We start from the raw sequence: 23,268 nt of genomic DNA, 5'->3' as shown, positions 1-23,268 counted from the left end.
AGGGCCTGACTGGCTGCATGCTCGAACTGTTCGACCGTAAGGTCGAGTTCAGCCAGAGTTTCGGAGTCGGTTTTAATCGTCACTTGCATAAATATCCAGAAGTCGAATTATGGGATTGCCGCCAAGAAACTTGATCTTATCACGAGTTTAGTAGCAAAATACCGGTTTGGCGGATAACTGGGCGTTTATTCTAATAGCTTCCAAAGAAACAACCAGATTAACGCAACTAACATACCAATCATTGCACCACCCAAAATCCATCCTTCTGCGCCAGATAACCATCCCAGTCCGGCACAGGCCAGCGGGATTGCCATGTACCCGCCCCATGCAATCCATTGAACGGCTGCTGGAGTAATCTCTGCGCAGGGTTGATCTTGATGCTTTAGCATGTCCATACGTGACTCATGACTTACTAGCAATCTCATTAACGGCGTTTCTAGCGCTTGAGGACTCAAATGTTTTAATATCAACAACCGGAATTTGTAATTCATTTGCTCGCCACCTACGTCAATTGATGCGACAGAGTACGTTCCGAGCAACCCCCGATGCAGTTTCGGGGTGCTTGGCGAGCCGCAGCTCAACGATCCAGCGACGGATGGTAGCGCGACGAATACGAGCGTTCAATTGGTGCCGAGCGTCATTACTGAATACCCGCACATTCCGGCCACGGAAATTGGAATCTATTGCCAGAGCGCACCGTGCAGCCCATTGGTCCAGAGTCATCAATTTCCCTTCATGTTTGCGAGGATGATTGCGCCTGCGCCAAAGCGTCTTCAAAAGAAGCCGGAAGGCGGGACAACGTGCCATCAATACCGCCGTAAGTCATGCTGGCTTGTTCCGCATGCCTGAGCACACCTATAGCCTCGAACACCAAGCCGGACCAGTCCGTTCCGCGCGCGAGCTGGTCGGCAGGCAGGCCTGCCAAAATCGCTTCGAGCTTGGACATCGCCTCAGCCAGCGTGCGGCCAGTGGCATAGGGAAGCCACTGCGCTGAATCGATGTATTCCATTGCCGGAATCATGTCGCCGTCGCCCGCGCTGGACAGGTCACGCACCGTATCCACCTCGTTCTCCAAAGTTCCAAGCGCGGCCCACACGCCCTTGCTGTAACGGTCGCTCCATGCCTGAAAGCTGAAGTCGTGCTGAACCACAAGCTTGTCAATTCGCTCGAATCTCATCATTTATGCTCCCCTGTCGCAACGGCAGAAACACCCCAACCTGCGCGATCTTCTCGATCTACCCATTCTGCGCCGATGACCGACACATAGTAGGTTGCCCCGGTTCCCAGCGTGACCTTGCCTTCGCTGTTCGGCTTATGGGGCTGAGGGAAGTCATCAACCGTTGTCGTGACTCCGCCAACCACCACCGGATCACCAACCTTGACGGGCTTTTTGCTGTCTTTATAGATGAGTTTCATATTTGGATTTCCAGTAAGAAATTGCACGAAGTTTTTTTTACCAACCTACTAATTTGTGTTGTTTTCGCGGCCCATCGCAGCAATGTAATCAGGCATGATCGCCTGATCAGCAAGAGCGTTTGCGACCATTGCGGAAAACTGCTTATTGGTTTCCACGGCGTGCGCATATTCCCCACCGCGTTCTGATGCGACATCTGCAGCAGTAGACACTACCGCTGACGTGCCCGCATGCAGGCTCACTGAAACCCCCTGCGGTAGCGACAAAGGGCTAACGATGCAGTGCACACCAAGAGCCTTGAGCTTTTCAGCAGCGTCGCGAAGAATCGCCATCGCTAGGTCGTTATTCAAGATATTGCTTTGGTCCATGCTTTACTCTCAGGTTGGCTAAAAAACCGCTGCCCGCAAACGCGGGCGCAGATACTTACAAATCGAATGAAGTAGCGGAAACACCCAATATTTTCTGTCCGATCCTTGATCATCGCCGGGCACCACGCGCTCAACCCCCGGATGATTACTGATGCCTTTGGGAATTGCCATCATTTCTCCTTCATGCTGACTACGGGGAACGTCCAGCCCCGCGATGGGTTCTCATTCCATCCGACTGCCTTACCATTGCTCAGCTCGACCCAAGAAAACACATTCTTCTGCGGACCCGGCCAGCGGCGCACAGGCTTGCCCATGCTGTTGGTGACGGAGTGGTATTCGCATACCACCTTTTCTTCGAAGAACCGCGCGACCGGCATGCTGTCCCATTCTCCGCTCAGTAAGTCACGAAAAACATCGGTGAGCTTTAAATCCGCTTGCTGGCGTTGTGCCGCATCGACAGTCATATGAAATCCGAATCTTTTAGGTGATATACCATAATACCGTATCCGGGAACGGTGTCAAGAACTTTATTCTAAGCGATAAAGCCGCTTGCGCCTATTTTCCTTGTTCACATATCGAATGACTGGGAGTCGTGATCGCGACACGCTCGCTCTTCAAGTCTCTGTTCGAAACAGAGCTGAAGCCTTTCATAATCAGACCGCTGCATGACGGCGCGGATATGCGAGTCTTGCCGCAGGCGAGCAGCAGAAACTCTATGCCCGCCGTCCATAACATTCGCATGTTGTGCCCCTCTTTTTTCCATACGTTCGCCAAACACGAGGTGGATTGGTGTTTCAATTTCCGTATTCACATATACAACGAGCCGTTCGGCATTGACCGTTCCATCGTAACGGTCTCCAGCCTCGTTCGGGCGAATCATCTCCAATGGGACACTGACCTTGACGTATCCAGTCCCGTCATCATTGCCAGTGTAGTCATGATCTTTACGAGGCAGACCAAGATTTTTTCCGCCCCACCACGCATCGCCCAGCAACTGGGAAGCCTGCTCTTTCGTCAGATCGCTGACTAGGATAATTGTGTCCATAGGGCCTTTTACTCCGGCAGCAGAGCTGCGTGCAGAATCCGTTCGACCGCTTGGTACACATCTCCCGTATAAGGGCCTCTGTAATCAAACTGATTGAAAAAGGTGGAAATACTGAGCCCGTGGCCAGTCCGCTCCGACCAATCAGTAAAACGCAGCGCTGTGCTGATTGCCTCACGTTGGAAATCAATCCGGTTTTTCCGTTGCTGCTTGCTTTCGCTGTGTTCCATGCTCGCATCGCAGTCTATGACTTTTGGCTCGATAGGGCCTGCCTTAGCGTCGGCGTGCAGAGCTAGGTCAAGCGCTCGTTGCGCCTTTTTAATCTCAATCTCGTAATAGGCTCCATCATCGAGAATCATGGGCGCGTCGCGAAGGCTTTTGATGATCTCCTGCAAGGCTTTGGTACGGGTATCGTGAACTTTGGGCCTCGCGTAGCTGGTCTGGTTGTCAAACCAACCTTGATCTTCTCGTAGGATTGCTTGGAAAGCATCAGTCCCTTTAAAAGCATACCAAACTGCGGACCAGCGGCCCGACAAGAGGCATACCAGAAAGTATTGCCCGTATTCGCATCTAATTGCACGCGCCATAATTTTCCCTATTCAACAGAGCACCGCTTGTCCATCTACATGACAGTCGCATTTGCACGCTTTGACGCGAGCAATTTGTTCCTCGGTCCACCCCTCGCCGGTCAAACGCTCAACCACTGCGCCCAAACGCGAGTCATCACTGCTGCCGCTCAGGAGCGCTCTGAACGTGTCCAGCCTAGAACGCTTGGTCTGATTACTCGAAGCTCTAAACTTCTCCATTTCACAGCCACAACAACCAATCATAATATTTCCTTCGGATTTATTGACTACTCATGGACAGGGACCGTTTCTCTATATCCCCGCTGCTGATTGCAGTATTGACATGCGCTTTCTTGCCTTCAATATATCCATTCACCACGTGATCGATTGCGCGACTTGCGTTCGCCAGCTCACGCCTGCGCGCCTTTAACTTGCCCAATTCAGGGTATGTAATATCCATATAGGCTGCTATTGATCCATCTCGACTGTCATCACCCAGTGCTGACGGGACGGCACGAGCTACGGCTCGCACCCAACCGTCACAGAATTGGTCAGCAGCGGCCACCTTATTCTTGGTATAGCGGGTAAGTCTGGTCTTTGTGTAATCGGCTCGTGAGGTTTTCAGCTTACGCGCTAAAACAGTAAAGGTATAGCTGGCAATTTCTGCTGAAGTTCCAAGCCCGATAAACGTATAAGCGCCGCCAATCTTGCAGATCGCAAGACCCTGCGAGAAAACCATATTGCAGCCGAATGCTTCGGCGACGATATGGGCTAAATGCAATTCGTATGATGGTGGACTTTTAGTAGCACGGCTTGGAGCAGTGCCCTCGCTAACTCCCGCTGCTAACAATTCAGGATGCTCAACGTTGAATTCATCCATCAGCACTTGCGCGTGACGCAGTGCCCGCGCCGCCTCGTGCGGCTCAGACGACTTAGACAAGTTCAGGCATTTCTGAATCTTGCGTAGAGCGGTATCACGATCCATAGTTTTTCTCTTGATGATGCATCACGTTAATTGCCGATCTTGTATGTCTTCCGCGAGGGAACGGCCGACTCCAGCTCGCCATGCACTAGCACGGGCTCGATATAGACTGCGCGGTGCAGTGACCAGCTCGGGCCGTAAGCTTGATTGCGGAAGTGCCCCCTGCGCCAGTGAGCGCTCTTCTGGCCGGTCTGGATCGTCCCTACGGCAGCGAACGCGTCGAGCTTGGGCAGGTTCGGCGTACCTATCAGAATGCGGTCATACGCCTTGTGCAGCTTGCGTTGGACCTTGCTGATCTTGCCCCCACCCCGCAGCCCTGCAAGCTGCTTGGTGAGCGCGCCACGCTCCTTGAGCCATTCCGTCCGCGCGTCTTGCGAGTTCAGGTACAGCAGCACTTTTGCCACGTGGAAGACCGCTGCCCGGATCGACGCCCTGTCCTTCTCTCCAAAGTCACGGAAGTGACCTGTTGGCAGAATCGACGCGTTTTCACGTACCGTCTCGTGTGTGTGCTCAAATACGCGGTTCAACACCGTCTCCAAGGAATCCTCTTCGTCCTCGAAAATTACCGAGAGCGTGTAGTAGGCATCATCGGCGAGGTGTGCTTTCCCGACCGGCGAGCCGATCAGCATGATGTAGACCACGCGCACAGGTACGCCCTTGAGGACCTGCGAAAACTGCTCAAGATAAGCGCCTTCGAAGACATGCTCCCCGGATTGCGCGTTGTGGATGCGAAGCGGACTGGAGCGCGTTTCCCCGCACTCCAAAAATATGCGGTCATAGGGCAAGCGGAAGAATTGGCACGGCATGTCCGCGCCAATATCGGTAAGTGCCAAACGCTGCTCCAGCGTATCGCGGGTCTGGAAGACCGGCCACTCCAGCAAGCGCTGGCGTGAGTCAATAACCATGCCTTCGACGTTGCCAAAGTTCGCGTTCGCGCCGTCATGAGACATCCGAAGCACTAGCGAGCGGAATGACGAGCTGCGTGTCGTCATGACTTCCAAGAATGTCGCGATGCCGATGGTCGGATTGCGCAACATTTCGACAGCCTGCCGACCGAGTTCAACGCTTTCGCATAACCCGGACCACACATGAATCGCTCGCGTCACCTCGTCCGCAACCGATGTCCCAGTCAATTCGCTAATTGCCTTCAACCGGGCCGGATGTGGTAGCAGCGACAAGCCCTTATCAGCTTGCTGCAGTTTCGCCATCACAGCAGCATGGTATGCCTGTTCGTCCATATTTTCCGGTCTGTTCAAGCTGATTCGTTGAGGGAGTCGCGGATACCAGCCAAGTAGCTTTTTTTCTCAGGCGCGATTAAGGCGAACTGCTTTTCGACGTTTGCGACGGTCCATTCGGTGTATTCGTCGATGTGCCATGTTTCATCAATGACCGAGAGCGACTGACCAAAGTGCGCTTCGCAGAAAGCTCCGACCACGAAGGACGAATCGGCCCCACGGAACCAACTAGACGAACTTTCACTTACGTGCACGACCTGCTTCGTATCCTCGCACACAAGGTATATTGATTGACTCATGTTTTCCTTGGCTCTCATTACATATCGATAATTCTGATTCACTCCGGACTTCCCGTCCTAGTACGCTCGTGATTTTGCACGGTGGACTTTGATATAACATCCAGCAGGGTCGGCATGACTTGATTAAGGATCAACATCATTTCAGAGCCACCTACTTCTCGGACGACATCACTATGCTTTGCGAACACGGCTTTTGCACGCGCGCCGGAGAGGAAGCTAAGACAGGCGTACCATGAATAGCCTAAACCGATCCGCGAACGAAGGACCGCGTTGACAGCGCGACGCTCGCCGTCATGTTCGCTCAGCAAAGGCTGGAGACGAAGAACATAAAAGCCTGCGAATAAGCGCATAAGCTCTTGCGAGGACTCCCAGCCCAATCGGCGCGTTTCGACCGTTGTCCAGCAGATTCTTAGCTTATCATCCAGACCCGCAGCAAGAGTGGTTATCTGCACTTTTTTAATTTTCGCCACTATTATTTTCCACTTCGTTATCGGCGTGGAGCGGGTTTATCGCTCTTGCCTGCTAATAGGTTATATCGATCCAACCAGTACAGCGACTTTGCATAACACTTCTCAGCTTTCGCCTTATCGCCGTTTTCGCGAGCCTCATTACCGTCCGCCAGCCATTGACTGCTGCGAACTTCCGCATCAAGCTGACGGGCCTTCAGTGATTTTTGAGGTACTTTGACGCGCATACTCAGTCCGATTCTTCGCTATTGCTGATGATGAATATCACTAAATCAGGCCGCAGCCGATTGAACGGCCTTGACCTCATACAAATCCACCACTTTTCGGCCGAGGCCACTGTTTGTATCATTGTCCACAATTGCGCCTCCGACTAATGCGAGCCAATGTCCTTTGACGGAGACAACATAATTTCTATTGCGCGGCAATCCCGAGATCAGTGACTTCAACGTCAAACCGTTTGGCTTACCAGAACCCGGTAATCGCTGCCTCACCAGTTCGAACCCGAGTTCTCGTGCCGCGACGACTGCCCTATCTGGCGACATCCCACCGCTATCCCAGCCGTGCTTCGCACAAGCTGCCACTGCGAGCTTCCAGTCGATGCCACAGGCCTTGCTGATCGAAAATGGTACGCACCCACCTTGCGTGTCACGCCCGTCGTCTTCGAGCATAGGCTCGCCCGAACGACAAGCGACCTCGTGATGCCCCCACACGTGGCGGCATTCGGTACAGCGGTGATACACCACGATCCGGTTGAGGCTGCGCCTGACATCCCCGTAGTCCTGCTCGCCACGCCCGCCGCTGCACTCCGGGCACTCAGGCCAGTGTTTCGGCACATACTCGTTGCCATAGGTTCGGACATCGATCTCCACGTCCGTAGAGGCAATCGGCGACAGAATTTGCTTCGCGACGAGCCAAGTTTGAAAGTCGCCTTCGCCCAGCGGGCAGCGATCCTCATGAGCGGCCTCTGCTGCGGCGTAGCGCTCACGGCGGTAGTCTGCGCTCAACGCAGTGAAGTCAAGGCCCGCAGCCCCGAGATACGGGCCATTAGACCCGCGCTCGTAATGCTCGCCCCAATGGAGCATGTAGATTGCTGTGCCCGGTTGGGCGACCTCAACGGCCGAGTTGGTCAGTTCCATCGCTACTTGCTCTTTCTTGTTCTCAACACGCTCACCGCGCAACTACGGATTCTGCCAGCCGCTTTGACTGGAGAGTCGCCTATGTCTTGCCAAACCAGATGCCACCATGCGATCACTTCGGCTGCTGCTCTAGCGGACGGGGCCGCGACCACTGCCTCCATCTCCGCGTGAACCTCCGCCCACCATGCTGAGCCTTCCCCGGCATTAGCCTTGGGATCGATAGCTCGCTGATAAATCAGCATGGCTTGATTAAGGTGCATTCTTAAAGTCGATTGTTATAATATGCTGCGCGAGCCAGCTTTCGTGCCCGCGCAGCCGATATTCTTTTTGGCTTCTCAATAGCTTTCAAATCGCCTACTGCGTGCGAACAGTTATGGCAGCTACAACCGGCACGTTGACGCCCATCGACAAGCACGTAGGTATCGCCCGGCGAACCGTAGCGCGCTTCGACACTAGCTTGCGTTCCAGTTTCGCCGAACACTGCGGCACGCCACTTAGCTTCGGCTTCGCAGAAGTGCACTGCCGTGCGCTGGACGTTATTCGCGCTCGTCCACCTGAGCACATAAAATCGAGCCACTTTTAATGGAAACCCATTTACAAGCTGCTTGATGAATGGATCAGCGGAATGCAGAGCGTTAAATTCCGCAACTTCGCGATCATCCCACTGGCGAACATGCATAACGGACTGTTGCATTTATGGCCTTAGTTGTTATCGCAACCGACGACTTCGAAGCTAAGTGCAGCGTCATCACCATCCATGGCGATATCACGTGCGCGGCATTCCTCTTCGTGCATTTCCAATTCGAATTCGCTTTCCACGCTCGTTCTCCATTTAATTTCCAACATATGGCATATTACCGTTTCCGGATACGGTGTCAAGTGGTTTTGGAAGATTTATTGCCTATGGATTTTTCCTGTTGCCATCTTGACCTTGCCTCCATGGATTCAGGGATAGGTCCAGAATGATCCCAACCAGCGCTGGAGCGCTATATACTGTGTATCCATCCAGTACAGCAGGGCGAGGCATGTTGGTGAGAGTGGCACGACTATTCGAAGCGGACGGGGTTCCCATGCCGAGGCACAGGGCCGTCACGGCGCAGCCGGAACACCTTGGCAAGCTCTCGCTCTCGGAGGGTCATGATCGCGAGCTACGGCGCAGCGTGCGCACCGCATACCTGCGCTCCGTCGAGTCCGGGCTGGACGTGCTGCCAGCGCTCAGGGACGCCGTTGTGCTGTGGATTGGTGACAACCACATGACGATCACTGGCTTCGAACAGGACGAGGTGACGCGACGGGTTGTCGGGCAGTCATGGTATGTGGAATATGTTCCTGACTCGACTGGCCCGCTGGCTCCACCGTAATGATCAATGTTGGAGACCTGAAAAACCATTTTTCTGACACTCCGATTCCAGCATCAGATAGAATTTCCACTTGGAAACTCTTTCAACCAGTCTGTGAGGAAATGTCATGTCGAAAAGCACCTTGAACAATGCTGAATCTGGCGAAGAAATTGATGTTGGTGACGAGATCACCGTGCAGCTTCGCGGTGGCAAAACCCTGCCCGCCACCGTTACCATGCTCGAACCGCCCGATCCAACCTTTGGCGGATGCGTGCACTACCGTCTCGCGGACGGCAAAGAAGACTTCTGCCACGCGGAAGACATCGGAGCGCAGTTCTGCGCGCCGGATGGAAGCCCCTACCGTTGGGATGGCATTAACCACGACGAGAATGCCGAGGGCGGGTGGACCCGCGAAGATACCGAATCCATGGAGCGCGGGCGCGATCTCCCGCTGACCAATGATGTTGGCGAGTATATGCCCTAATGCTCCCACGTGACCGGGCCTATCGTATAGCTGCTATCGCCATTTACCGCCGATAGGTTACAGTTTCTCGATAGGCCGATTCACTTAATCATAAGAGCGAGCTTTACGGTTCTGGGGAATCATCAGAAACCCGTGTCTTTTTCGGGCGCTTCGCTTCATAATGATTTACCTCGCTCTGCCATTCCTGCGCTTGAGTTTTGGCCTCATTGCGCCAAAATCCCTTTTCTTCATTATCAAGATCGAACCACTTGCGACCAGTATGACCCTCGCAACAAAGACTTGCGCTGTAATCAAGCATAAGACTTTCGGTCTCCGTGATTTTCTTTTCACTTTGCATATTGATCTCCGGATCACTCATAATCACTTTGTAATAGGCTGGCCCGATGCAAGCCGTCGCGATATCGAAAACAATACGCTGCGCTCTGCATCTAAATCCGTTTCGTGTTGCCACTCGGCCCAGCCAGCAATATTTGCTTTCGGGCCGGGCCAAATATTCCCGCGTGGCCTCACGACTTCGGTAATGCGCTTCCCATCGACATGCAAAAGACCCCACCGCGCAGGTAGATCGTCAGCAGTAATGAGACCTGCTGGGCAAATATAGAACCGGTACAAGCCAATGCCGGGCTTCGTGCGGTGCGGCTTCTTACGGTCGGCTAAGAAGTCGGCGCGGCTGACCTTCGATTCAATGGTCACGGAGCACTGCGAACGAAACCCGATCACGTCAGCGCGCTCCCGGCACCCCAGAACAGTCAGATCGTTAGCAACTACGCCGAATCCGTTACGCCTCAGCCATGCGGCTCCGATCCTACTCAGCTCTTCATGCAGCTCGCTTGGCATGGCTTTCCGCTCGCCTAGACGCCACGACCTGACTCAGCTTTCGGGCCACCGGGAATGCCGTGGATCGCTTGTACGCCTTTCGGCGCTCTCGCCCTGCTGAAGAAGGCCAGAGGGTTGATTGCGTCGATAAACGGCGACAGCACACGATAGGCGATAAGGGCGGCGAGCACAGCAATGAAAACTTCGGTATTCATGGGAGATCTTTCAGATGATCCCGGCATCCGGCCGGATCGGAGCGCCTTCGACGCCAGTTACATTCCGTGTTCGTCGATCCCGCTGCGCTCGTCTTCGAGCGAACGCTGTTCTTCCAGCTCGCGGCGTGCTGCGGCGCTCACGCCCAGCGGGTAGCCGCTGGCATCGAGCCATGCACCCGGATCAATCGCACCGACGACATTGACCTGCCTTGCCAGCTCGACCGCTTCCTCCTTCGGCAGATATGGATGCTTGCCATCTCCACCGTAATAGGCCAAGCGCCCGTCAACGAGCGCAGCTTCGACCGTATAGGCCTCGTCGCCCACATGAAAGGCCTCAGCCGTATTGGCCCCGATTCGGATAATTCCGTCGCTCCCAGCACCGCCACTTGCAGCAGCTACTGGGTCGAAGGGCATGCTGATGTCGTTTTGATTCGTCAGAGCGGGAAGCTGTTTGATGTTCCACATATTGGAATTGAACATCATCGACTTGTCCGCTTCCATTTTCGAACTAGCGTGAGTAACTTGGTAGCGGATATTTTGATGCTCGAAGACGCATGCAGGCCAAAACCCAGTCGGATTAGGATTCGCAATCTCTTGAACGCTGTTACGATCACTCTCACTTTCGTGATCCAATCCCAGATAGCGGATAAGCACTTCTTTCTGATTGTTAATTGCCGGAATATCAAACGGCTTTGTATTATTCGTCATGCTGCTGATTTCATTGGGCTTAGCCCTAGCCTCGTCCGCTTCCATAGCGGCCACCTGATCCAGAACTTCTTGGCGCATCGCGTGCTCCGAATCATTGCTCGGTTCCACGCGGCCGAACTTTACGTCTTGCTGATGCAGCCATGCCGTATGCTCCGGATCGGGCGAATCAAACCGCGCTTCGCGCAGCCAGTCGTGAGAATTGCTCATGTCTAAATCCTTTTAAATTTGATGCGGGCGCGTTAAAGCGTTTTTAGGAAATTACCTAATTGCGATCTCTGATATCCAATACCGCCAAAACATTCGATTAATTGAGCACGTGGGTACAGCATCGCAATAGCAGGTCGCATAACGTCGCGATAATCTTTGCCACCAGCGAGAAAGACCTGTGTAATGGAATCAGGCCAGCAAACGGCTTTCATGAAGTGCGGCAGGTTCGCCAGCATTTCCTCGGCTCGCGCCTTGGTCATTCGTTGCTCATATGGGGCGAGGATCGCATCGGCCTGCACAAAGCCATGCATCGCCGAGAGAATCACGACTTCGGGCCGCGCAAGCGGCTTGACGCACGCGCGGAAGGTCTTGTACATCACGCCCTGATAGAGATCGAATGCAGGGGCTCGTGCGCTCGCCTTTGTGGCCGAGCATGCCATCATCACCAGTGGGCGCATGGATGACCTTACGGCTCCATGGACGGGCTTGGCGCGGAATCAGCGTTGGCGGGCATGCGCTTCTTGTAGTCGGGCAGGTAGCCGTAGTGCTCTTCGAGCTGCTGCCGTGCCGCGATATGGTTTGCAGCCGGAGGAAATTCGCGCCCGTCAAGCAGTGCGACATAGCTGTCGCTCGCTTTCTGCACCACGACGCCTTCTCGCGCGGTGAAGCCATCGGCACCACCGAATTGCTTCTGGAAGATCGCGCCGGGATACTTGTCTTTCGTGGCGTCGCTGGCTCGATACCAGTCATTGATCTTGCACTTGGCATCGAACTCCGGGTCGAGCAAGCGGCGAACGCGCTTTGGCAGCTCCGTCTCGGCCCAGTCTGCAAGCTGCGGCAGATTGGCAGTCGAGTAACCACCCAGCGCCCAGCTATCGCCAGTCAGCGAACCGTGAGAGTCCTTCTTCGGGATATTGCTGAAGAAGTACCAGCTCCGATCATCCATGGTGCGGGACAAATTGCCGATGTAGCCGAACGACAGCCCAGCCTCCGGAAACGCGGCCTGCATGCCTTTGAGCATGGCCTCGCAGCGCTTGTTTGCCGCGCTGGTTACTTCGTCTTGCTTGCTCATGTTTATTCTCCAGATCGACCCTCTGGGATGAAGGCCTTGCAATCATGAATCTTAGATGTTGACATAGGGAAAATCAAGTTTATTACCAAGCACTAGAATTTCATGACAACACTTTTTCAACACCACAAACCGGGACGTAAAAAAACCCGGCCGCGTTTTGCGCTTGCCGGGTGAGGTCACATGGAGCCGCTGCTCAAGGTTCGGCGCAAGCCTGCGTCTCAAGGGTTCGCAACAGCCGCACCCGGAAGTCGTCGATCACGGCGGCGAAGTGCTTATGCAGCACGACCCGCTCATGCTCAGGCGGATTCGGGTTGCCGATCTCATGATCCTTGTAGCGGTCGGTCTCCGCGCCGTACACGAGGTAATCACTTCGGATGCCGCGCTCGGCCAGCTCGTAGTGCACATACTGGGCACCGGCCCGCGCGAACAGTTCGATGTCAGTCGCCCAGTACGGCGACGAGCGCTTGTCGTCGAGCGATTTCGCCGCCTTCAGGAAGTCGGTCTCGACAAGGTTCTCGCCGCCGTAGAAGCGCTCGCCAAGGTCATAGCCAATCTCGCGCGCCGCCTCGGCAGTCATCCAGCAGGCGGCGTTATCGACCATGTGTCCCACATTGGGCTCGATTTTTCCCTTGCGTTTGTTGAAGGCCTTGCGGTCGTGGCAGGCATCGCTGACAGCCTGCATGATCTGATCGCGCAGTTTCAAGCGGGTGTCGAAGTCCGAAATTCCCAGTGGGTGCACGCCAGTCTTTTTCCCGCTCGCGGCTTCTTCCGCGCTACGCTTGGTCAGCTTGTTCGTAGCGTCTTCGAACAGCACCGCATGCGCGCGTTCAAAGCACGCGCCCAAAGCCTCTTTGACCTTTTTCTGGCCGTCCGCACCTTGCTCATAGGCCCAGCTTCCCGCCCAGTCGCGGCCCTTCTCGGCTTCAGCCTTGAACTTGGTAATGACCTCATCAGGCGTGGACAAACGCCTGAACATCGCGGCCACGAGCGGACGGAGTGGATCGTTCTCGAATCGCGGCACCGGCCTCGCGGTCGCAAAATGCGCCATGTCGCCAAAGCTGCAGTCCAGAGCGTGGAACCATTCGTGCGCAAGCGTACCGGCACCTTTCATTCGAGTCAGGTTGATCACAAACCGCCCCGGTTCGAAGTGCGCGAGCGCAGCGTTCTTGCCGCCCCTGCCGCGCGAACCGAATGCGACAGCAAGCTTCCCGCCAAGCGAGATGCCAGTCGGCGGGATGTCCAGTGCTGCTGCGAGATCGCAAAGACTGTCAAACGCCATGTTCAGGACAGCCTGACGTTCTCCTTGATCTAGCCAGTTGCCGAATTCAAGCGCTCTGAACCCGAAGTGATCCATCAGGTCTTGGCCTACTACATCACGGCCAGCACGGAAGTCCTCACCGCCCGTGCGCTCCACCTTGTCCAGATGCGGCCGGTGCAGCTCGCGCTCCTTGTCGCTGCGCTCGCTGTCGGCGTCTTTCTCGGCATCGCTTTTCTCGCGCTTGGGCTTGATCAACCAATCCCATTCGGCGTCTGTGCGAACACGCTTCGAGATTTCACGTTGAATCTTGCGGGGCACACACGGCTCTGTGCGCTCGGTCGCACCATACCCAAGCATCGCGCGCGCGCCGCTCAGCAAATCGCATGCGTCGCTGCCGAGCTGCACCTGCAGGGCAGAGCCGCCGTAGGTGTAGTTGGTGTCCCCAGACCCGGCCTTTTGCAGATCGAAGCAGGCCTGCGCGAACTGGTCCAGTGTTTTCACGTCCTGCATTGCCTCGCGTGCAGTACGCAATGCGTCGATGTAATCAACTGCGGGATTGTCGCTGGCCCTGTGGTGATGCTCCGGCGACATGGCGATGGAATCCTTGAAATACTTGATGGCTACAGCGGCCTTCGGCTCGACGCCTGCGTCGCGCATGGCCTCATAGTCCAATGGAGGCCAGACGTTTTTCTTGACGACGAGCGACTTGCGTTCGAAGTCGTTCATCCCTTCGAGATCGTCGGTCGTCATCGCCCGGCGATGATAGTCCTTGCGCGCTCCGCCAATCTTCTCGCCCGCATCTTCGTGCCGCACCTTGTCAGCCGCGTCAGGCTCAGGGGCATCCTGTACGCGCTCTGCGACACGCCTCAGCGCGTCTTGGGCCACTTCGCGAGCCCGCGCCGCATCCTGTGCCCGCGAGCGTGCATCGAGCCCGTGAAGCTGCTCAATGAACGTGCGAAGCATCTTGCCCTCGTAGTCACGCAGCGTCGCGGCGTCACTATCGCGGTCAGTGTTCAGGTAGCGCGTTGCACGCCCAGCGACGAGCCGGTACTCCTGATCCGTCCAGTCGCTAAGCGATTTGACCGGCAGCGGACCGGCAATCCTCGCGTAGTTCGAGTCCAAAACCTTCGACAGCCGGTCTTCGTCGATGCAGTCGAATTTCATACACAGGTCCCGGTCGGCCTCGACAACGCGACTCATTGACGCGGCCAGCGCCGCAGTATCGACAGGATCACTGCTTTCGTGCCACTCTTCCCACTTCGCCGCTTCTTCATCGTAGACCATGGCGACATCGCGCACGGCGAGCAAAGGCTTCACGGCCAGCGATTCGCCGGTATCGGCAGACCTGCCAACGACAGTGCGCGGGCGCTGCGCAAGCACCTCGGGGGCGTAGCGCACGTCCTTGAACGCAACGATGCGTCCAGTCCGTTCAACGAACAGCGGCAGCGCGTAAGGCAGCGTCACCTGCTGCAACTCTCCCGGCGCATGCCCTGCAGCGAGCGCATATTCCCGGTCCGGGTAGTAGCTGGTCAAGCTGTTCTCACGATACAGCCCTCGTTCGAGCACACCGGCAAACCAGTTCGTCGTCGGGTCTGAATCGATGCCCTTGAAGCGGCCACCACGCTTGCCATAGTCGTCCCAGACTTGTGACATCGTACGTGCCTGCGCATAGGGCTTGTCAAAGGGATTGACTTTCGTCGTCCAAACTTCAACTGCCTCATTGGCAAGGCCGGATTCGGCGAAGCGCTTCCACTCTTCGGCCATCTCCGGGAGCACGTCCGCGACGCGTACGATCCGCGACAGCGGCATAACGTTGTAGTCGTCGGCGGTGAGGCCCGGAACGATAGTCTGCATCTCGCTGAGCGTAAAGGTCGTACGCTCCGAATAGAGACGGAAGCAACGAGCCTCCGGGCTATCGGCACGCTCGAAGAATTCTGGCCGCGTACTAAAGCCCAGCGCCGTCAGGTTCTCGCGCCAGAGTTGCGCCTTGTCGTCGAGCTTGGCATATTCGTCCGCAATGGCGATATCGCGGTGCACCAGCAGCGTGAAAGCTGCTTGATCCGAGACTTCAAGACACGTCAGCGTAGTGCCACGCAACGGCGAATTCGGGACCACCTTCAGCGCCGCATGAAACCGCTGGAGATCGAACCACTTGACTGCTTTATTGTCGGCCATCTGCTACTTACCCTTCTGTATTCATCTCGCTGGACGATGTTGCAGCCAGCGGCAGGCTCATGTATGGCATCAGGCTTCGCACCACCACGTCCACGTCCACCTGCGCGCCTTCGAGCGCGGCAGCTTCGATCCGGAGAAAGTCGTTTTGCTCAGCGTCCCAGAACGCATCGAAGAAGCCAAGCGTGCGACGCTCGCCTTGATCCTGCATGCCGAATTCGATCAGCACGCGCGGCCTGCCGGAAGCGCGGTGCGCGGAGAAATCGACGAATGCCCGGCTGTCGGAGAATGTGCGAACCACCTCGCTCCAATCGTGCCTGCTCGCCGCCAAGCCACGTTCGACCACGAACGAGCGCAGCGTATTCAGGCTTGTTTCCACGCCCAGCAGCAAATCGCCGGGCGCGGCGGCATCATGGCGAGACAGCATGCTCAACCTCACGTTTTCCGGTCAGCAGCTTGGTGAATTCCTGAATCACCTCCCTGATTTTCGTCATGATCGCTGCCACTGCCTCGCGCAGCTTTTCGAAGTGCGCCTTCTCCAGCTCACCACCCGGCTTGGCAAACGCCGGGAGTTCGGACGAGCTTTCTTCCATCTTCGCGTGCGCGCCGTTCAAACGCCCCTTGAGGCCTTCATAGTGTGGATTGCCGACCTGCTCCGGATTGAGCATCTCTTCCTGCGCGCGGCCATACTGGCGAACATAGCTGTCGAGAGCTTTGTCCATCGAGCGCTTGTGCGACATGCCTTCTGGATTGTCGGCCACGGCCTCGTTGAATTTGGTGCGCAGCTCGGCCAGATCGCCGCCCGGTTTCATCTCGTTGATCAGGTCCTGCTTCGGGATGCCACGCTCGCGCGACATGCGGTCAATCTCACCGCGCAGTGCGACCAGCTTCGGCGAGGAATGCCAAAACTTCTCCTGCTCGCTTGCGAACAACTCAGCCGCTTTCTCGGCCTGAATAATGCGGTATTCCGACAAGCGGGGCAGAACCGATGGCAACGCGGAGCTTGCAGCGGCCGTCGCAGCTTCGACGTTGACACCTGCTTTCGTCGGAATCTTCGCATCATCACTGCTCACCATCGACGCGACACCCTGCGCTGCACGGCCGATGACGCGACCGGCCGCACCCACTAGCGACATCGCGCCACCTGCAGCCATGCCCAGACCTTCAGCCAGTGCCGCGCCGCCGTTCATCTGCGCACGCTGCCCTGCGCTTACCGGAACGGTAGCGAGGCCTGCACCCTGCGGATTCATGCTTTGGGCGAATGCTTGTGCTGCAGCCGGATCGGAGATCGCACTGCTCAGGTTGAGCCGTTCGGCCACTTTCGCCAGCTCGGCTTCGTTGGCGCGGGAGCCGGGATTCGAAGCTGGGTCTGCCATCACCAACCCAGCCACCTCGCTCAGCGCGGCAAATGCCGGGTCTACGCTTGCTGGCGGCGTCACAGCAACCGGTGCAGCAGCAGGCACTTCTGGCGGCTGCGCTGGCGTGTCGGCCACGACAGCCGCCTCTACAGCAGCAGATGCCTCTGGGGGCTCTTCTTTCGGCTCGCCTTCGGGCTTGATGTCATCCGTTTTTTCTGCAGCTTCGTCGGCGACTGGCGGCGTGACGCCATCTTCGACAACTGCCGCCTTGTCGGCCTCGGCAGTGGCAGCAATCGCAGCCAGCTCTGCAGCCTTCAGTTCCATCTTTTCCTGCTGCGCCTTTACTGCTTCACGCGGCGCGAACGACGGCAAGGACATGAGGCTGTTATCAGCCGCAAGGCTCTCGCCATCCTCATGTTCACGCGTATTCTTTTGATCGCTCATAGTTATCACCTGTTCCTTGTCGTCGTTAAAATTCCGTAATTACTTGATCGCAGAGGTCACGCTTGCACGCTGGGCGCGCTCCCGTGCCTGTGCTGTATTTGCCTTGGCTCCAGCAAGTCGCTGTGCCGTATACAGTGCCAGCAGCGCTTCGACGCGCTCTTTCTTCTGCCTGATAGCTTCGTTCATATGTGCCGAGACGCCTTGGGCTCGCACATAGTCCACCCACAACGCCCGGCTGCTGACCTTGACGATGTTCGTGTTCCACTGACTGTCCGAAAACCTGCGCTTGGCCTCAGTCGCCATCAGCTCCGCTGGAGACATCGTTTCCGATCCGCCCAACGGTGCCGAGGGCAGCGATCCGAAACCATCGGCGTCTGACATCACCGATGCGATGCTCGTCGCACCGCGCGCGGCAGCTTGCAAGGCGTCGCCATTGGCTGCAGCGACCTGCACCGGGTCGAACTGGGTCGATGGCGGAACACCCATTGACGGAGTGGAGCCAAACAGGCGCGCGTACTGTGTCTTCGTGTCGCCGCCAAGCACCGGATGCAAGCCATCGTTCTGGATCGGGAACGACTTGCAAAAATATGGTGACGGGTCAGTCGCATAACCGAACGCGCGGTTGTTCACCGCATTGGGCAGTTGCGCCGGGTTGAACGCACTGTTTTTGACGGCATCGGCAGAAAAGGTTTTCGCACGCACCTGATCGGTGTTTGGCACGCCATAGATGAAATGCAAGTGCACCGCCCCGCCCTGTTTCATGCCGCTGTTGCCCGCCGTTCCGACCGGCAGGCCCGGCACCACCATATCGCCTTCATTGACTGCAATCGACGACAAGTGATAGTACGCAACAATTGCGCCGCTCTCGCGCTTGACCATGACCGTGTTACCAGCCGACCCCCGCTGTCGAGCCCAGATGACTGTACCGGCCGTGGTAGCAAGAATCGGCGCTGCTGTGCCACCAGTGGAGAAATCCAGACCATCATGCATGTGCGGTCGGGCATTGCCCGACCCGAAGTTCGACGCACCACCCCCGCGAAACTTGCCGAAGCGGCCCGAAACCTCTTCGCGCTGCGTTGGCGAGACCATGCAGGTCTGCGCCACCACATTGAGGGCGATGATCGACGTGAACACCCCGACGACTGCGCGCTTGATGACTGGCATCACTTAATCTGCCCTTTAACCTGCTCGCGTGCGACTTGGTCAGCAGTTTGCGCCGCGCGACTCGACTGGCTACGCATCTGACCCGCGACCAGTGTCGCAAGATTTGCTTCCATGCGTTCGTATTGACGATACTGCCGCTCCAGCAGAACAAGGTCAAGCGCCTTTACCTTCAGCATCTCGACCATCAGACCGCGCGAGTTCTGACCGGCCATGGTCTTGGACCATTGCTCATATTCAGGACCATTGCCGAGGTAGCGTCCGACTTCTCGCTGCATGCGCATTGAGATCGGGATGTCGGAGCCACCGTGCGCGGAGTTCATGCCGGTGTACTCCAGTTGAATCTCTTTCAGCGACGCGATTGCAGGTGACATGAGCGCGTCCTTCTCCGCTTTCGCCAGCGCGTACGCCGATGCTGCCTGCGAGTTCGCCGCCGAGGCAGGGATCGGCGCATCCGGCAGGCCGACCACGTTGTTCACAAAAGCTACTTTCGCGCGATAGAGCTTGTCGCTCTCCATGACTGGTTCGAACAGCGTGGCAGCATTCAGTGACGCACCGGCCATCTCGCCTTCTTTCGTGCACATCCCCGACTTGACCTGATCGGCAGTGCAGAACAGTTCCCGATGCTCTTTTGCACTGAATGCTTGTGCCTGTGCGGTATCGACATATCGACCCGGCGCAGCAACAACTTCCGACATCATGCGCACGCGTCGCTCTTCGCCCATTTGGGCGTCGCGGTTCGCCATCAGGCTTCGGCCTGCGTAGACGACGCATGGCTTGAAACCTTGTCCGAATTCACCGCCGTACTCGAAGCGAGCGCGTTTGACGCGTTCTGTCTGCGCCATGGCGTTCAGTGCCATCGCCGTCGCTTCTGCGGAGCGACGGTTCGCATCGGACACCTGATTGGCAGCGAGTGCCTTCTGCTTCGTCAGGATCGCAACGGCGGAGGTCATGCGCTGGCTATAGACTTCGAGCTGCAGGGAGAGCGATGCATCGACTGTCGTGATTGCACCGGACAACGCCGCTGTCGCGCTTGCGAAGGCTGGCAAAACAGTCTCGTTCATGTATTGCGGCGGGCAGTAGGCGTAGGCAATCGAGCCGGTAAAAGCGACCGTTACACCAATGGCTATTTTTTGTTTCAGAAGCGATTTCATCGAACCTTGTCCTACCTGATCGCAGAAGATGCAGTGTCCCGCGCCATACGGTCGTAGCGGGTGCTTACGTTGCGCTTGGCCTCTTCCGACTGCGCAAGTACCAGTGCGGCCAGATTCATCTCCAACCGCTGATTTTGCTGGTACTGCTTATGGTGCAGCCAGACCTCCAACCCGCCCAGCTTGGCAGCTTCGACCATCAGTCCTCGCTCCGACTGTGCCGTCAGGGTTTTCGACCAGTCCTGCGCCTCTTTGCCACCGAAATACTGGTTCACACGCAGTTTGAGCACTTCATTCGGCGACTTGTTTGCAAGGTCGGGCGAGCGCGTGTTTGCCGCTTGGATCATGCTCATGCTGTACGCTGGGATCGACAACAAGGCGTCCTTGCTGTTCTTCGTGAGCATGTAGTGCTGACCTGCTGGCGTCTGACCAGCCTCTTTCGCGATCATGGCGTCTGGAGCACCCAGCACGTGCTGGGTGAAGGCCTGCTGAGCCTGTTGCTGGAGGCTTCCCGGATCAGTTGGCTCGAACAGCAGACTCGCGTTCGTGTCGCCACCCGGCAATGACGAAAGGCTGCACAATCCCGCGCTTGCTTCGCCTTGTGTACAGAATTTGTCGCGATGGGTAGCAAGGCGCTGTGTCATGGCGGCACCGACTGACGAAACCATGCGGCCGGGAGCGAGGTCGAGCGCGGCGACGTTTGCTTTCGCAACGCGGCCAAGCGCGTCGAATGCGGCGTCGAGCGTGCGGTTCTTCGCAGTGGTCAAGCATGGCTCATGGCCCTGCCCTGTCGCCGGATTGAAGTCCAGCATCGCACTTGCAATCTGATCGCTACTGCGCTGCGCGCGCACCGCATTGACGAGCTGCGCAGCCGAATCCCTCGACGCGTCGGAGACGATGGATGCGCCGAGGGATTCCTGCTTGGTTGCCACAGCAACGGCTGAGATCGCCTGTTCGAACTTCACAGCCATGTTCGCCCCGAACGTAGTCCCGAACGTACCAATCTGGGACGAAATGGCGGTGGACAGCTTCGTGATCTGCGCAATCGTCCAGCTTTCGGCAGGGCCGAAACCGTAGAGGGCGGCACCGGCCGATCCGCTAACGAAGCAGGTTGCCAGAATGGCTGCACCGGGCGTCAACTTCTTCAAAAAATCCATCTTCACTTCCCTGTAATGACCGGCACGCGGCGCTCAAGCACTTGCCCGACAAACGTGTCGGCCACCATCGTGCCTACAGCGCTCAAGGCGAGCTGCTCTGACGCTGCTGCAGCGCACGCCGCCGATTTACAATCGAGGGCCGCTGGAGCGCGTGTGTCAGCAACCATGGCCGCATACGCGTAACCGGCCAGTTCTCCTTCTGCTGCGAGAGTAGTCTCGCCAAATGCACCGGCATAGTTCGAATCCCAGCCCTGCATGCCGTTTGCCTTCAACTTGCACAGGCCTGCCTTGGCCTCAGAAATCGTGCAATAGGAGTCTTTATGCAGTGACATGCGTTCAACTTCGGCTGCGCCCTTGGATGCAACGCGCGTTGCCGCGAACGTCGCGATTAGCTTCATGCGGTCATACGATATCTGCTGGCGGGCTTCGACCTGTAAAGTCGCGTCCTTCTGGGCCGCGCACTTTATCGTCACCGGCTGGCCGAACGTGCCATCGACCGACATCACTGCCTTGGTAATGCGATCAGACATGCTGATGGCTCCAATTGCCGTCGCCAGCTCGCGATTGGACGCGTGGCGCGATGCGGCAGACTGGTTCGCGGAAAGCGCAGTCTGCTTTACCGTCACCGACCATGCCGACATTTCGGACTGCATAGTTCGCAGCCACATGACCACGGACTGAAACGAGAATGCGTTGGCGTTGGCTGGCGCGAACGCCATGCCGTAGCCAACCACGATCACCACTATTCCTTTGACAAGTCGCTTGTTCATCGCAGGCCGTATCAGTTCAAAACGCCACTGAGCGATTCGAACCAGCTTTTTTCAGGAGCCTGCTGCGGCGCAGGCTGCTGAGGCGCGACGGACCCGGTAGGAGCAGGCTGCGAATAGGTGGTGCCGGGCGCACCAGTCGCGCCGCCCGAGCCGGAATCGAATGTGGTCTGTCCGCTGCTGAAAGGCTGTGTGTTGAGCTGGTAGGACCCTTCTACAGCGTCCGGGTGATACTCGCGGCCCAGCTCCGGATCAATTTTCGTCATCTTCTTCCGGATCGCACCATTGACCATGCCATCAATGTCGCCGAATTCAGCAAGGCCATTGATTTTGTCAATTGCCTGATTCAGCGGCGATGTAACCAAACCAGTTACCCGATTTACGGCTGTGCAAACTTTTTTCTGGGCATATTGCAACACAGCACCTTGTGCCATACTCATGACCGACGCAAGGCTTGGGATGGAGAAAGACAGGTCGAATAACTTCGACAACCCCGAGAAGCAGGAATCGTTCGCGTCGAATAATGTCTCAATCCGTGGCGTCGCCGAAGCGATCTGAATGTGGATATTGACGGCCGTATTGATTGCCGCGCCGATGCTGCCCGGCGCACCTTCCGCACACTTTTCCGCCTCTTCATTGATCGAGGCAGTCACAACCGAATCCTGCTGCGAGATTAGGGCATTGTTCGCACTGCCACCGGTTGCGCCGCTGCTGGAAAACAGGCCAGAGAACCACCCTCCGCCAGTTTGCGCAGTCGCCATCGTGGACATCATGATGGCTGCGCCGATGACGATGCCGCCAATGGTACGGCGGTCGAAACTGCCACGCACGGCTTGCGCCATGCGGTTAAGAGGTTGGTTTTTCATTCTTCAGGATTTCCCATGATCGAGACAATGCGACTGAGCCGCTTGCCGGAAAAGATTTCACCCAGCATCCGCGCCTTTGAGAACGCTTCAAAGCGACGCCGGATCGCAGCGACATGGGCATCATCGCTGTGCTGCTCAAGCAGTTTGGCGATGCTGTCCAGAAATGCGGGATTGTGTTGGCCGATATACCGGATCAGGTACATACAGCGAGTCGTTGTCAGGTGTGCAAGCACTTCGGCCAGCTCATGCGGTACTCGGTGTAAAACTGTGGCTGAGTCGGTAACGAACATCGAAAGCTCTTGCAGGTAATACTGGATATCAAAAGCGTTCGGCGCAGTCATTTCCTTGAAATCGACAGTCCAGTTGTCGTGACGATCCAAGGCGAGCAGGAACGCCAGAAGTTGCCCCCGCTTTCCAGTAGAGGCGAAGTGCTGGAAGACGGCGTGCGCCGTCAGGTCCAAATGGGCAATCTGGGGTATTTCACTCCCAGCCAATGTCTCTTCGATCATAACAAAATACACTTTTCCAATTGCCGAAACACAATTTTAGCTCAAAAGGTATGCGCTAAACGTTTTTGACAGGG

Annotated in this window: 30 protein-coding genes; 1 reads left to right on the top strand and 29 read right to left on the bottom strand. The window is 56.6% G+C overall.

The window, feature by feature from the left end:
- Positions 1-185: 185 nt before the first annotated feature.
- The 14 genes from RCH14_RS22630 to RCH14_RS22565 all read right to left on the bottom strand — a co-directional run bounded on the left by RCH14_RS22630 (position 186) and on the right by RCH14_RS22565 (position 8,203).
- The gene (locus RCH14_RS22630; RefSeq protein ID WP_343028360.1) at positions 186-491 is read right to left on the bottom strand and encodes a hypothetical protein; all 306 of its coding nucleotides are present in this window, start codon (positions 489-491) and stop codon (positions 186-188) included.
- A gap of 242 nt (positions 492-733) precedes the next feature.
- A complete protein-coding gene (locus tag RCH14_RS22625; protein ID WP_343028359.1) occupies positions 734-1,180 on the bottom strand; it encodes a hypothetical protein in 447 nt (148 codons plus the stop codon).
- A complete protein-coding gene (locus tag RCH14_RS22620) occupies positions 1,177-1,416 on the bottom strand; it encodes a hypothetical protein (protein WP_343028358.1) in 240 nt (79 codons plus the stop codon). Before RCH14_RS22620 ends, RCH14_RS22625 begins: the two co-directional genes overlap by 4 nt.
- A gap of 48 nt (positions 1,417-1,464) precedes the next feature.
- A complete protein-coding gene (locus RCH14_RS22615; RefSeq protein ID WP_343028357.1) occupies positions 1,465-1,782 on the bottom strand; it encodes a hypothetical protein in 318 nt (105 codons plus the stop codon).
- Positions 1,783-1,952: 170 nt separating this feature from the next.
- The gene (locus tag RCH14_RS22610) at positions 1,953-2,246 is read right to left on the bottom strand and encodes a hypothetical protein (RefSeq protein ID WP_343028356.1); all 294 of its coding nucleotides are present in this window, start codon (positions 2,244-2,246) and stop codon (positions 1,953-1,955) included.
- 104 nt (positions 2,247-2,350) lie between these two features.
- The gene (locus tag RCH14_RS22605; protein WP_343028355.1) at positions 2,351-2,827 is read right to left on the bottom strand and encodes a hypothetical protein; all 477 of its coding nucleotides are present in this window, start codon (positions 2,825-2,827) and stop codon (positions 2,351-2,353) included.
- Between the two features lie 8 nt (positions 2,828-2,835).
- Positions 2,836-3,411, bottom strand: a complete 576-nt coding sequence (locus RCH14_RS22600) for a hypothetical protein (protein ID WP_343028354.1) — start codon at positions 3,409-3,411, stop codon at positions 2,836-2,838.
- A 259-nt stretch (positions 3,412-3,670) separates the two neighbouring features.
- Positions 3,671-4,375 carry a DUF2786 domain-containing protein gene (locus RCH14_RS22595; protein WP_343028353.1) on the bottom strand — a complete coding sequence of 235 codons (705 nt, stop codon included), beginning with the start codon at positions 4,373-4,375 and terminating at the stop codon, positions 3,671-3,673.
- 26 nt (positions 4,376-4,401) lie between these two features.
- Positions 4,402-5,610, bottom strand: coding sequence for a hypothetical protein (locus RCH14_RS22590; RefSeq protein WP_343028352.1), 1,209 nt, complete (start codon positions 5,608-5,610; stop codon positions 4,402-4,404).
- A gap of 14 nt (positions 5,611-5,624) precedes the next feature.
- On the bottom strand, positions 5,625-5,924 hold the full coding sequence (locus tag RCH14_RS22585; RefSeq protein ID WP_343028351.1) for a hypothetical protein: 300 nt from the start codon (positions 5,922-5,924) through the stop codon (positions 5,625-5,627).
- A gap of 20 nt (positions 5,925-5,944) precedes the next feature.
- Positions 5,945-6,376 (bottom strand): hypothetical protein, encoded by a 432-nt coding sequence (locus RCH14_RS22580; RefSeq protein ID WP_343028350.1) that lies wholly within the window; start codon positions 6,374-6,376, stop codon positions 5,945-5,947.
- A 17-nt stretch (positions 6,377-6,393) separates the two neighbouring features.
- A complete protein-coding gene (locus tag RCH14_RS22575; protein ID WP_343028349.1) occupies positions 6,394-6,600 on the bottom strand; it encodes a hypothetical protein in 207 nt (68 codons plus the stop codon).
- A gap of 45 nt (positions 6,601-6,645) precedes the next feature.
- Positions 6,646-7,509, bottom strand: coding sequence for a hypothetical protein (locus RCH14_RS22570; RefSeq protein ID WP_343028348.1), 864 nt, complete (start codon positions 7,507-7,509; stop codon positions 6,646-6,648).
- 262 nt (positions 7,510-7,771) lie between these two features.
- Positions 7,772-8,203, bottom strand: coding sequence for a hypothetical protein (locus tag RCH14_RS22565; RefSeq protein ID WP_343028347.1), 432 nt, complete (start codon positions 8,201-8,203; stop codon positions 7,772-7,774).
- A 773-nt stretch (positions 8,204-8,976) separates the two neighbouring features.
- Between RCH14_RS22565 and RCH14_RS22560 the strand changes: the two genes are divergently transcribed.
- Positions 8,977-9,333, top strand: a complete 357-nt coding sequence (locus RCH14_RS22560) for a hypothetical protein (protein ID WP_343028346.1) — start codon at positions 8,977-8,979, stop codon at positions 9,331-9,333.
- A 103-nt stretch (positions 9,334-9,436) separates the two neighbouring features.
- Here RCH14_RS22560 and RCH14_RS22555 read toward each other — a convergent pair whose 3' ends face one another.
- The 15 genes from RCH14_RS22555 to RCH14_RS22485 all read right to left on the bottom strand — a co-directional run bounded on the left by RCH14_RS22555 (position 9,437) and on the right by RCH14_RS22485 (position 23,194).
- Entirely contained in the window at positions 9,437-9,670 is a 234-nt protein-coding gene (locus tag RCH14_RS22555) for a hypothetical protein (protein WP_343028345.1), read from the bottom strand.
- A gap of 23 nt (positions 9,671-9,693) precedes the next feature.
- Complete coding sequence (locus RCH14_RS22550) at positions 9,694-10,170, bottom strand: hypothetical protein (RefSeq protein ID WP_343028344.1); 477 nt, start codon at positions 10,168-10,170, stop codon at positions 9,694-9,696.
- A 14-nt stretch (positions 10,171-10,184) separates the two neighbouring features.
- The gene (locus tag RCH14_RS22545; RefSeq protein ID WP_343028343.1) at positions 10,185-10,364 is read right to left on the bottom strand and encodes a hypothetical protein; all 180 of its coding nucleotides are present in this window, start codon (positions 10,362-10,364) and stop codon (positions 10,185-10,187) included.
- A gap of 57 nt (positions 10,365-10,421) precedes the next feature.
- Complete coding sequence (locus RCH14_RS22540; protein WP_343028342.1) at positions 10,422-11,279, bottom strand: hypothetical protein; 858 nt, start codon at positions 11,277-11,279, stop codon at positions 10,422-10,424.
- A gap of 32 nt (positions 11,280-11,311) precedes the next feature.
- The gene (locus tag RCH14_RS22535) at positions 11,312-11,737 is read right to left on the bottom strand and encodes a DUF6884 domain-containing protein (protein ID WP_343028341.1); all 426 of its coding nucleotides are present in this window, start codon (positions 11,735-11,737) and stop codon (positions 11,312-11,314) included.
- Positions 11,738-11,745: 8 nt separating this feature from the next.
- Positions 11,746-12,351, bottom strand: coding sequence for a hypothetical protein (locus RCH14_RS22530; RefSeq protein WP_343028340.1), 606 nt, complete (start codon positions 12,349-12,351; stop codon positions 11,746-11,748).
- 193 nt (positions 12,352-12,544) lie between these two features.
- Positions 12,545-15,784, bottom strand: a complete 3,240-nt coding sequence (locus RCH14_RS22525) for an LPD1 domain-containing protein (RefSeq protein ID WP_343028339.1) — start codon at positions 15,782-15,784, stop codon at positions 12,545-12,547.
- A 7-nt stretch (positions 15,785-15,791) separates the two neighbouring features.
- Positions 15,792-16,208, bottom strand: coding sequence for a hypothetical protein (locus RCH14_RS22520; protein ID WP_343028338.1), 417 nt, complete (start codon positions 16,206-16,208; stop codon positions 15,792-15,794).
- Positions 16,192-17,583, bottom strand: a complete 1,392-nt coding sequence (locus RCH14_RS22515) for a hypothetical protein (RefSeq protein WP_343028337.1) — start codon at positions 17,581-17,583, stop codon at positions 16,192-16,194. Before RCH14_RS22515 ends, RCH14_RS22520 begins: the two co-directional genes overlap by 17 nt.
- Before the next feature lie 39 nt (positions 17,584-17,622).
- Positions 17,623-18,747 carry a M23 family metallopeptidase gene (locus tag RCH14_RS22510; protein ID WP_343028336.1) on the bottom strand — a complete coding sequence of 375 codons (1,125 nt, stop codon included), beginning with the start codon at positions 18,745-18,747 and terminating at the stop codon, positions 17,623-17,625.
- A complete protein-coding gene (locus tag RCH14_RS22505) occupies positions 18,747-19,898 on the bottom strand; it encodes a hypothetical protein (protein ID WP_343028335.1) in 1,152 nt (383 codons plus the stop codon). The genes RCH14_RS22510 and RCH14_RS22505 overlap by 1 nt, the downstream gene beginning before the upstream one ends.
- Before the next feature lie 11 nt (positions 19,899-19,909).
- Positions 19,910-21,052: a hypothetical protein gene (locus RCH14_RS22500; RefSeq protein WP_343028334.1), complete on the bottom strand. Its 1,143-nt coding sequence runs from the start codon at positions 21,050-21,052 to the stop codon at positions 19,910-19,912.
- 2 nt (positions 21,053-21,054) lie between these two features.
- On the bottom strand, positions 21,055-21,822 hold the full coding sequence (locus RCH14_RS22495) for a hypothetical protein (protein ID WP_343028333.1): 768 nt from the start codon (positions 21,820-21,822) through the stop codon (positions 21,055-21,057).
- Between the two features lie 11 nt (positions 21,823-21,833).
- Positions 21,834-22,685 carry a hypothetical protein gene (locus RCH14_RS22490; protein WP_343028332.1) on the bottom strand — a complete coding sequence of 284 codons (852 nt, stop codon included), beginning with the start codon at positions 22,683-22,685 and terminating at the stop codon, positions 21,834-21,836.
- Positions 22,682-23,194, bottom strand: coding sequence for a hypothetical protein (locus tag RCH14_RS22485; RefSeq protein ID WP_343028331.1), 513 nt, complete (start codon positions 23,192-23,194; stop codon positions 22,682-22,684). The genes RCH14_RS22490 and RCH14_RS22485 overlap by 4 nt, the downstream gene beginning before the upstream one ends.
- Positions 23,195-23,268: the final 74 nt, after the last annotated feature.

Origin of the sequence: Massilia sp. MP_M2 (assembly GCF_039123635.1) — a bacterium.
Classification (GTDB): domain Bacteria; phylum Pseudomonadota; class Gammaproteobacteria; order Burkholderiales; family Burkholderiaceae_D; genus Telluria.
Note: the sequence above shows the minus strand (reverse complement) of the source record. Positions and strands in the feature narration are given on the sequence as shown.

Bases quoted from the DNA above. Each gene is read 5' to 3' on its own strand.
- RCH14_RS22630 (WP_343028360.1), bottom strand. From the start codon at position 491: ATGAATTACAAATTCCGGTTGTTGATATTAAAACATTTGAGTCCTCAA.
- RCH14_RS22625 (WP_343028359.1), bottom strand. From the start codon at position 1,180: ATGATGAGATTCGAGCGAATTGACAAGCTTGTGGTTCAGCACGACTTC.
- RCH14_RS22620 (WP_343028358.1), bottom strand. From the start codon at position 1,416: ATGAAACTCATCTATAAAGACAGCAAAAAGCCCGTCAAGGTTGGTGAT.
- RCH14_RS22615 (WP_343028357.1), bottom strand. From the start codon at position 1,782: ATGGACCAAAGCAATATCTTGAATAACGACCTAGCGATGGCGATTCTT.
- RCH14_RS22610 (WP_343028356.1), bottom strand. From the start codon at position 2,246: ATGACTGTCGATGCGGCACAACGCCAGCAAGCGGATTTAAAGCTCACC.
- RCH14_RS22605 (WP_343028355.1), bottom strand. From the start codon at position 2,827: ATGGACACAATTATCCTAGTCAGCGATCTGACGAAAGAGCAGGCTTCC.
- RCH14_RS22600 (WP_343028354.1), bottom strand. From the start codon at position 3,411: ATGGCGCGTGCAATTAGATGCGAATACGGGCAATACTTTCTGGTATGC.
- RCH14_RS22595 (WP_343028353.1), bottom strand. From the start codon at position 4,375: ATGGATCGTGATACCGCTCTACGCAAGATTCAGAAATGCCTGAACTTG.
- RCH14_RS22590 (WP_343028352.1), bottom strand. From the start codon at position 5,610: ATGGACGAACAGGCATACCATGCTGCTGTGATGGCGAAACTGCAGCAA.
- RCH14_RS22585 (WP_343028351.1), bottom strand. From the start codon at position 5,924: ATGAGAGCCAAGGAAAACATGAGTCAATCAATATACCTTGTGTGCGAG.
- RCH14_RS22575 (WP_343028349.1), bottom strand. From the start codon at position 6,600: ATGCGCGTCAAAGTACCTCAAAAATCACTGAAGGCCCGTCAGCTTGAT.
- RCH14_RS22570 (WP_343028348.1), bottom strand. From the start codon at position 7,509: ATGGAACTGACCAACTCGGCCGTTGAGGTCGCCCAACCGGGCACAGCA.
- RCH14_RS22565 (WP_343028347.1), bottom strand. From the start codon at position 8,203: ATGCAACAGTCCGTTATGCATGTTCGCCAGTGGGATGATCGCGAAGTT.
- RCH14_RS22560 (WP_343028346.1), top strand. From the start codon at position 8,977: ATGTCGAAAAGCACCTTGAACAATGCTGAATCTGGCGAAGAAATTGAT.
- RCH14_RS22555 (WP_343028345.1), bottom strand. From the start codon at position 9,670: ATGCAAAGTGAAAAGAAAATCACGGAGACCGAAAGTCTTATGCTTGAT.
- RCH14_RS22550 (WP_343028344.1), bottom strand. From the start codon at position 10,170: ATGCCAAGCGAGCTGCATGAAGAGCTGAGTAGGATCGGAGCCGCATGG.
- RCH14_RS22545 (WP_343028343.1), bottom strand. From the start codon at position 10,364: ATGAATACCGAAGTTTTCATTGCTGTGCTCGCCGCCCTTATCGCCTAT.
- RCH14_RS22540 (WP_343028342.1), bottom strand. From the start codon at position 11,279: ATGAGCAATTCTCACGACTGGCTGCGCGAAGCGCGGTTTGATTCGCCC.
- RCH14_RS22535 (WP_343028341.1), bottom strand. From the start codon at position 11,737: ATGCGCCCACTGGTGATGATGGCATGCTCGGCCACAAAGGCGAGCGCA.
- RCH14_RS22530 (WP_343028340.1), bottom strand. From the start codon at position 12,351: ATGAGCAAGCAAGACGAAGTAACCAGCGCGGCAAACAAGCGCTGCGAG.
- RCH14_RS22525 (WP_343028339.1), bottom strand. From the start codon at position 15,784: ATGGCCGACAATAAAGCAGTCAAGTGGTTCGATCTCCAGCGGTTTCAT.
- RCH14_RS22520 (WP_343028338.1), bottom strand. From the start codon at position 16,208: ATGCTGTCTCGCCATGATGCCGCCGCGCCCGGCGATTTGCTGCTGGGC.
- RCH14_RS22515 (WP_343028337.1), bottom strand. From the start codon at position 17,583: ATGAGCGATCAAAAGAATACGCGTGAACATGAGGATGGCGAGAGCCTT.
- RCH14_RS22510 (WP_343028336.1), bottom strand. From the start codon at position 18,747: ATGCCAGTCATCAAGCGCGCAGTCGTCGGGGTGTTCACGTCGATCATC.
- RCH14_RS22505 (WP_343028335.1), bottom strand. From the start codon at position 19,898: ATGAAATCGCTTCTGAAACAAAAAATAGCCATTGGTGTAACGGTCGCT.
- RCH14_RS22500 (WP_343028334.1), bottom strand. From the start codon at position 21,052: ATGGATTTTTTGAAGAAGTTGACGCCCGGTGCAGCCATTCTGGCAACC.
- RCH14_RS22495 (WP_343028333.1), bottom strand. From the start codon at position 21,822: ATGAACAAGCGACTTGTCAAAGGAATAGTGGTGATCGTGGTTGGCTAC.
- RCH14_RS22490 (WP_343028332.1), bottom strand. From the start codon at position 22,685: ATGAAAAACCAACCTCTTAACCGCATGGCGCAAGCCGTGCGTGGCAGT.
- RCH14_RS22485 (WP_343028331.1), bottom strand. From the start codon at position 23,194: ATGATCGAAGAGACATTGGCTGGGAGTGAAATACCCCAGATTGCCCAT.